This is a genomic window from Priestia sp. VA7 (assembly GCF_055710015.1).
The window spans coordinates 1-255 of the sequence record NZ_JBVQPN010000072.1 but is presented as its reverse complement, the minus strand read 5'-3'; the positions used below and the strand labels follow the sequence as shown (position 1 = coordinate 255).

Genomic DNA, 255 nt, shown 5'->3' with positions numbered 1-255 from the left:
CACTTGAAACAGCACCATACTTTTTCAGTATGGCTTGAAAATTACTACCCGTATATTGGGATCCCTGGTCTGTATGGATAATTAATCCTGTTGGAGGATGTTCTTTGTTATATCCTTGTAAAAAAGCATCTATCACAAGAGAATCTTTCATCCGTGTACTCATAGACCAGCCACTCACTTTTCTCGAGTACATATCCACAAATACCGCAAGGTATAAAGTACCCTTTTGAGTAGGGATATAGGTAATGTCACCGA

At 38.8% G+C, this 255-nt stretch carries 1 protein-coding gene; it reads right to left on the bottom strand.

The window, feature by feature from the left end:
- A partial coding sequence (locus AC0C45_RS30230; protein ID WP_472929335.1) for a DDE-type integrase/transposase/recombinase occupies positions 1-255 on the bottom strand: 255 nt, incomplete at both ends.